General features: G+C 67.1%; 9 protein-coding genes. 2 read left to right on the forward strand and 7 right to left on the reverse strand.

The genetic code is table 11. From position 1 onward, the window contains the following. Positions 1 to 144 precede the first annotated feature (144 nt). The 5 genes from SY84_RS09070 to rpsF all read right to left on the reverse strand — a co-directional run bounded on the left by SY84_RS09070 (position 145) and on the right by rpsF (position 2,886). The gene (locus SY84_RS09070) at positions 145 to 585 is read right to left on the reverse strand and encodes a DUF4384 domain-containing protein (RefSeq protein WP_157882941.1); all 441 of its coding nucleotides are present in this window, start codon (positions 583 to 585) and stop codon (positions 145 to 147) included. A 196-nt stretch (positions 586 to 781) separates the two neighbouring features. Beyond that, positions 782 to 1,222, reverse strand: a complete 441-nt coding sequence (gene rplI / locus SY84_RS09075) for a 50S ribosomal protein L9 (RefSeq protein WP_046843749.1) — start codon at positions 1,220 to 1,222, stop codon at positions 782 to 784. Between the two features lie 12 nt (positions 1,223 to 1,234). Then, positions 1,235 to 1,510 carry a 30S ribosomal protein S18 gene (gene rpsR / locus SY84_RS09080; RefSeq protein ID WP_046843750.1) on the reverse strand — a complete coding sequence of 92 codons (276 nt, stop codon included), beginning with the start codon at positions 1,508 to 1,510 and terminating at the stop codon, positions 1,235 to 1,237. A 41-nt stretch (positions 1,511 to 1,551) separates the two neighbouring features. Then, a complete protein-coding gene (locus SY84_RS09085; RefSeq protein ID WP_046843751.1) occupies positions 1,552 to 2,442 on the reverse strand; it encodes a single-stranded DNA-binding protein in 891 nt (296 codons plus the stop codon). A 135-nt stretch (positions 2,443 to 2,577) separates the two neighbouring features. Next, positions 2,578 to 2,886, reverse strand: coding sequence for a 30S ribosomal protein S6 (gene rpsF, locus SY84_RS09090; RefSeq protein WP_046843752.1), 309 nt, complete (start codon positions 2,884 to 2,886; stop codon positions 2,578 to 2,580). A 156-nt stretch (positions 2,887 to 3,042) separates the two neighbouring features. Here rpsF and SY84_RS09095 point away from each other — a divergent pair, with 156 nt between their 5' ends. Both SY84_RS09095 and SY84_RS09100 read left to right on the forward strand, forming a co-directional pair. Continuing rightward, positions 3,043 to 3,546: a DinB family protein gene (locus tag SY84_RS09095; RefSeq protein WP_046843753.1), complete on the forward strand. Its 504-nt coding sequence runs from the start codon at positions 3,043 to 3,045 to the stop codon at positions 3,544 to 3,546. Next, positions 3,543 to 4,493 carry a GNAT family N-acetyltransferase gene (locus tag SY84_RS09100; RefSeq protein WP_245621304.1) on the forward strand — a complete coding sequence of 317 codons (951 nt, stop codon included), beginning with the start codon at positions 3,543 to 3,545 and terminating at the stop codon, positions 4,491 to 4,493. The genes SY84_RS09095 and SY84_RS09100 overlap by 4 nt, the downstream gene beginning before the upstream one ends. 13 nt (positions 4,494 to 4,506) lie before the next feature. Here SY84_RS09100 and SY84_RS09105 read toward each other — a convergent pair whose 3' ends face one another. Further along, on the reverse strand, positions 4,507 to 5,472 hold the full coding sequence (locus SY84_RS09105) for a serine/threonine-protein kinase (RefSeq protein ID WP_046843754.1): 966 nt from the start codon (positions 5,470 to 5,472) through the stop codon (positions 4,507 to 4,509). A 150-nt stretch (positions 5,473 to 5,622) separates the two neighbouring features. After that, a protein-coding gene (gene prfB, locus SY84_RS09110; protein WP_157882942.1) for a peptide chain release factor 2 occupies positions 5,623 to 6,718 on the reverse strand; the annotation gives its coding sequence in 2 pieces (ribosomal slippage) (positions 5,623 to 6,672 and positions 6,674 to 6,718; 1,095 coding nt in all). Positions 6,719 to 6,736: the final 18 nt, after the last annotated feature.

Consider the following 6,736-nt stretch of genomic DNA (forward strand, 5'->3'; position numbering starts at 1 on the left):
GTCTCCGGTCAGTGTGCTGTGGGGACGTTCGCCCCAAGTGTAGCGGGAAAGCCCGGCAACGCGCGAAGGCCTGCCCCGTCAGTCAGGGCAGGCAGGAGACAGGAACGACGGTTCTTCAGGGCCGCCTGAGCGGGTCAGAGAGAGTCAGGGTTGCACGGTGAAGGTCAGGGTGCCGGACACCCCGGGGTTCAGGAGCTTCATCTTCGCCGCGACTGCACCCAGCAGCGAACCCGTTCCCTGGGGGCTGACTGTGGCGAACGTCGAACTGGGGCTGGCGTAGTCGCTGACGCCGCTCAGGTTCAGTGGACCACTGCTGACGTACAGCAGCGCCGCGTGGACGCCGGTGGGGGCGCTGGCACGGAGGAAGAAGGTGCTGCTGGCCGATGGAAACAGCTGGGTTTGATCGGCATTCAGGCGCACCTGGCCGTCGGGCTGACGGTTCGGGAGGAGCTGGATGACGCTGCCGTCAGGCGACTCGATGAACAGGGCGACGTCACCGCTGACCGGGCTGCGCAGCGTGAACTGGATGTCCTGCCCGACCCGCGGTTCGGTGGGATTGAGGGTCAGGACTGCCGCAGTGGGCACCGTGGGCCAAGGTGCATCCTGAGGCGCGCAGCCAATCAGGGCAGGAATCAGGAGGGCGGACAGCAGGGCAGGGCGCATGCGCTGACCCTATCCGCCCGGGCAGGTGAACGTTGCCTCAGGTGCGGATGGAGTATTGAACGGGTGGGGAAGCAGAAAACCCCCACCACGGGGGCGGGGGTCAAACGCGCAGGGGCGTTTACTTCGCGGCGTGTACCACGAGCTTCATGGGGATGCTCACTTCGGGGTGGGCGCGGTAGGAGATGTCGTACTCGCCAATTTCCTTGACGGTTTTCGGCATCGTGATGCGGCGCTTGTCCACGTCGAAGCCCAGCTTGTCGAGCGAGTCGGCGACGTCCTGGTGCGTGACCGCACCGTAGATCTTGCCTTCGCCGGCGCGGACGCTAAGTTCCACGGCGACGCCGTTCAGGCGGCTGGCGAGGTCCTCGGCGCTGGCCTTCTCGGCCGCCAGGGTCTTCTGGCGGGCGCGGATGCGGGCCTCGAGGCTCTTCATGTTGCTGGCGGTGGCCGGCGTGGCGATGCCCTGGGGGATCAGCCAGTTGCGGGCGTAGCCGTCTTTGACGTTCACGACGTCGCCGGTCTTGCCGAGCTTGCCGGGTTCAAGAAGAATCACTTGCATGCAGGGTTCTCCTTATTTCCGGACGAGCTTCTCGGTGTAGGGCAGCAGGGCCAGCTGGCGGGCGATCTTGATCGTCTGCGCGATGCGGCGCTGGTGCTTGGCCGAGAGGCCCGTGCGGCGGCGGGGGAGGATCTTGCCCGTATCGCTCACGAAACGGCGCAGCATCTTCACGTCTTTGTAATCGGTGATTTCCAGTTCCCCGATGGAGAACGGATCGACCTTGGGCTTGCGGGGACGCTTGGGTCCCTTGCCGCGCGGTTTACGCTCGGCGCTGTTGGTCTGGGTCATGTGTTAGTCCTTGAAATCTGCGTTCCTGGCCCAAGCGGGGTTCAGAACGGCAGGTCCTCGTCCGGTGGGAAATCGTCGAGACCTTGGTCAATATCTAAGCCGCCCGAACGGTTCCCCGTGTTCGCTGCCCGGCTCGGCTGGCCGTAGCTGCCGCTCTGGGGGCGCGCCGCACTGCTCGCGGTCTGCGTGCGAGGTCCGGCGGGGGTGGCTGCAGGGTTACCGGCCCCTGCGCCTCGGGACAGGGCTTCGACTCGCGTCGCCTCTACTTTGGTGCTGTTGCGTTTGTTACCGTCGCGGTCGGTCCACGCTTCGTTGACCAGTCGTCCCTGCACGAGCACGGGATCCCCTTTGCGGAGGTCCTTCATGCGTTCGGCGAGGTCGCGCCACAGCGTCACGTCGATCCAGTGGGTCTTCTCCTGTCGCTGGCCCTGTCGGTCGTTCCAGGTCTCGTTCACGGCCAGGCCGAGTCCGAGCACGGCGTCGCCGGCGGGGGTGTAGCGCAGTTCGGGGTCTCGGGTGACGTTCCCGATGAGAATGACTTCGTTCATGCCGCTGCTCATGCGAACGCCGCCTCCGGCGTCCTGAACGAGTTCGGGTATGTACCCGAGCTGTTCCATGCGCAGGGCTTTCACGCGGACCATGCTGCGTTTGCCGCCTTCAGGGGCTTCCCACTGGCTGTACTCCACGCTGCCTTCGACCATCACGGCGTCGCCGCCTTTCAGGTTGCGTTCGGCCTGCCACTCGGCGGGTTTGCCGAGAATGGACACGCGGTGGTACCAGGGGAGTTTGCGTTCGCGCCCGTCGTTGCCGATGACGTGATCTTCACCGGCGATGGTGGCCTCGAACACGGCGGTGCCGCTGGGGGTGTAGCGCAGTTCGGGATCGCGGGCGAGTGCGCCGATCAGGTAAACGTGGTTCATGCCTCGGGCCATGACGTGGTCTCCTTTGTTGCTGGCTGAATCCGGCAGGATTCGTACTGGGGTCTTGAATGCGGCTGTCTGTGCGGCCCTTGCGGGTTGACCGTACGATAACAGGACCGATCTCATTACGTCAATAGCGTAAGGAGATCAGGCCTTCTTGGTCTTCCACTCCGGGCGGTCCTTGACCACCAGGACGCGGCGCACGTGGTCACGCAGACGCAGGGTGCTGGCGATGTCCGTTTCGGGGTTGCCGGCCGCCTTGATGGTGTACATCAGGTAGTAGCCCTCGCGGTCCTTGTTCACGGCGTAGGCGAGGCGGCGGTTGCCGAGCTCGTCCAGGTTGCTGATTTCCCCGCCCGCGTTCTTCACGGTGGTCTCGATGTAGTCCTTCTCGATGCCCACCTGCTCGGCGCTGAGGTTGGGGTTCAGGATCAGGTTCAGGTCGTACTGGTTCATAGTTCACCTCCTCTGTCGCCGCACGCAGGCGGAGTGTCCTGACAGGGTCAGGCCTCGCCGGGCAGCGCAACTCACCACATTACCAGAGTCCGCACGCGGTTGCCAGCCGTCAGATGACGCATGTCCAGGCCCGCCCCACCCCCGTACGCTGGGGGCATGACCACCCCCACCCCGTCGGCGTCCAGCGCGGTCAGCGGCATCCTCGACATCCTGCGTGAAGCTGTGGAGGGCGGTCATCCCGGTCAGGGCACCGCCTTCCTGGACGGCACGAAGGCGGACGGCAGCGGCAATCACGGCCTGCTTGCCACCCTGGACAGCCTGAGTGCCGAGCAGGCCAGCCGGGAGGTGCTGGGCAGTACCGTCGCGGCGCACGCCGCGCATGCCGCCTACCACCTGGAGGTCATCGTCCGCTGGGAACGCGACGGGGACCGTGGCCCCTTCGACTGGAAAGGCAGCTTCCAGCCCGCCCAGGTGGACACCGCCGGGTGGGAGGCCACCCGCGAGCGTCTGCGCGCCGCGTACGACGCCCTGGTGACCTTCGCCCGCACCTTCGAGAATCGACCCGCCGATGGCGACGTGACCGGCGGCCTGACCGGCGCGGTCGCGCACGTCGCGTATCACCTGGGGGCCATCCGGCAGCTGATCAAGGGAACGCCTTGACCCTCCCGGACGGCTGGACCCTGCGTCCCTACGCGCCAGAGGACGCCCAGGTCTTCGCCGCCCTCCTGTCACTTGGCGGGCGCAGCACGAGTGCCGATGACCTGCTCGCCGCCGACGCCCGGCGCGGCTCCGGGTCGCAACCCACGCGCGAGCTGCTCACCCGCAGCGGCGAGGTGCTGGGCGGCTGGCAGCTCCAGCCCTCGCTGTTCATCCCGCCGGACTTCCTGCAGGTGAGCGTGCTGGTTTTCCCGGCGGCGCGCGGGCAGGGTGTGGGTCAGCGGTTGTGGCAGGCGGCGCAGCAGACCGCCCGGAATTTGGGTGCCCGGGGCCTGAGCAGCGACGTTCCGGATGCCGACCCGGCCCACCGCGCCTGGGCCGAGCGGCGCGGCTTCATGCTGCGCACCCACCGCTACGCCTCCGAACTGGACCTGACTGGCGTGAGCCTCGCGGACTTCCAGCCGCAGCTGGACGCTGCCCGCGCGCAGGGCGTGACCTTCACCGACCTGCGCGGCGAGGGCGACGCGACCCTGGAGCGGTACGTGGATTTCGTCGCCGACCGCCTGACCGAGACGCCCGACCTCGCCGGGTACCCCCGCTGGACGCCCACGCAGGTCCGTGACGCCCTGCGCCTGGACACCGACCCCCGCCCCGACTGGCTGATCCTGGCCACTGGACCGGACGGCGAGTGGCTGGGCACCACCGCCATGATCCGCTTCCAGCACCTGCCGTTCGTGTACAACGAACTGACCGCCATGCACCCATCCGCGCGCGGGCGCGGGCTGGCGCTGCCGCTGAAACTTCAGGTCGTGCAGCGCGCCCAGGCCGGGGGATTCACAACCATGCGCACCAACAACCATTCCCTGAACGCCCCCATGCTGGCCGTCAACCGCCGCCTGGGTTTCCGGCAGCTCGCGGGGCGGTACGAGATGCATCACCCGCTGCGCTGAGGTTCGACCAGGCCTACTTCCGGCGCCGGAAGGGATTCCAGCGCGCTCCCTTCTCCGGTTCAGGCTCGGGTGCGGGGGAGGTGAGCGGGCGCACCTGCGCTGGCGCGTGTCGACCCATGGGCCGCGCGGCCTCTGCTTCCGGCTTGGCGTCTTCCTCGTACACCTCGTCCGCCGGGGTTTCACCCAGGGCGCTCAGGAGTGCGCGGCGGATCTGGTCGGCCGACGGCCGGTCCGCCGCACGTTTGGCCAGCGCCAGTTCCGCCAGTCGCCCCACCGGGCGCGGCACGAGAGGGTTGACCTGCGTCATGGACATCGGGAAGCGCGTCAGGTGCGCGACCATCAGTTCCTCGTACGTGTGTCCGTGGAAGGGGCGGTCCCCGCCCAGCAGTTCGTACAGCATCACGCCCAGGCTGTACACGTCGCTGGCGCTGCTGGTCGCCTCGCCCTGGTAGACCTCCGGGGCCATGTAGAAGGGACTGCCGCTGGTCTTGCCACCCTGCGCCACGAAGTACGTGTTGCCCAGGTCGCCCAGCGCCGCGCGCCCGTCGTCCGTGACGTACACGTTCTGCGTCTTCACGTCCTGGTGCACCGCGCCCTGATGGTGCAGGTACGTCAGAGCCGACGCGATGTCCGCCAGGATCCGCAGCGCCGCCGGGAGCGGCAGGGTCTTCTCGGGCAGTTCCGCGAGCTGTTCGTTCAGGGCGCCTTTCGGGTAATACGGGATGGCCAGGAACGCGCCCGGCCCGAAGGGCGTGCCGTCGAATCCACGCACGAGGTGTGGGTGACGGAACTGCAGCGTCAGGCGGACCTCGTTCCCGAACCGTTCGGCGGCGTCCTGTACGGCCAGTGTCTCCGGGTGGGGAATCTTCACGGCGACCAGCTGACCCTGCGCGCCAGTCGCGAGACGCACCAGTGAGGTGTTCCCACGCCCCAGCACGCGGTGCAGGGTGTACCCAGAGATGGTGCTGGTCTCGGTCATGCTTGCCCACAAGGGTGTCACGTTCCGCCTCCCCTGGCAAGCGAGAACACCTCATCCAGCACGAGATGAGGCGCGAGTGAAAGAGGCGCGCTGCTGGTGCAGACGCGCCTCAACTCCCCGGGCCGCCTCCGGGCTCAGGGAGTCAGCACGTTACTCGTCGTCGCTGCTTTCCTCCGCGACGCGCTTGCCGGCCATCCATTCCAGCCCGGCCCACTGCAGGTCTTCGAGGTCACCGTCGAGCACGTCGTCGGGGTTGTGCTTCATGACGCCCGTGCGGTGATCCTTGATGTACTGCTTGTCGAGCACGTACGAGCGGATCTGGCTGCCCCACTCGATCTTCTTCTGCTCGCCGCGCGCCTTGGCTTCCTCTTCCTCGCGCTTGCGCATCTCGATGTCGTAGAGGCGCTGCTTGAGGATCTGCAGGGCGATCTCGTGGTTCTTGATCTGCGACCGCGTCTGCTGCGACGCCACCGCGATGCCGGTCGGCAGGTGGGTGAGGCGCACGGCCGAGTCGGTCGTGTTTACACCCTGCCCGCCCGCGCCCTGCGAGCGGAACACGTCGCGGCGCAGGTCGCTGTCCGGAATGTGGATGTTGATCTCCTCCTCCGGCACCTCCGGCACGACGTCCACCGACGCGAAGGACGTGTGACGGCGGTTGTTGCTGTCGAACGGCGACACGCGCACCAGTCGGTGCACGCCATGCTCGGGCAGCATCATCCCGAAGGCTTTCTCGCCCCGGATGATGAATTCACTGCTGATCACGCCGGCCTGATCGCCGTCCACCTGATCAATCAGGTCCACCTTGTACCCGCGTCGCTCGGCCCAGCGCATGAACATCCGAGTGAGCATCCCGGCCCAGTCCATGCTCTCCGTGCCGCCCGCCCCACTCTTCACGCGCACGATCGCCGCCGTGTCGGCGTGCTTCATGGTGAACAGCGTCTCCTTGTACAGGTCGTCCACGCGTTTCTCGATGGACGTCTGTTCCTCCATGAGCATCTCGCGTTCGTCCGCATCGGCCATCTCCAGCATCTCGCTGAGGCCCTGCGCGTCCGAGCTCAGGGTTTGGTACCCCTCGACCACGCGCCGGAGCGTCCCGGCTTCCTGCGTCACCTTGCGGGCGCGGCCGGAGTCGTTCCAGAGCTCCGGGTCGCTCAGTTCACGGTCGAGTTCGTTCAGGCGACGTGTTTTTCCGGGAATGTCAAAGGTACTCCCGGAGCGACGCGAGTTTTTCCAGCAGTTCCTGCATGGGCGTGCCTCCCTTCCG

This window comes from Deinococcus soli (ex Cha et al. 2016) (genome assembly GCF_001007995.1).
Lineage (GTDB): Bacteria > Deinococcota > Deinococci > Deinococcales > Deinococcaceae > Deinococcus > Deinococcus soli.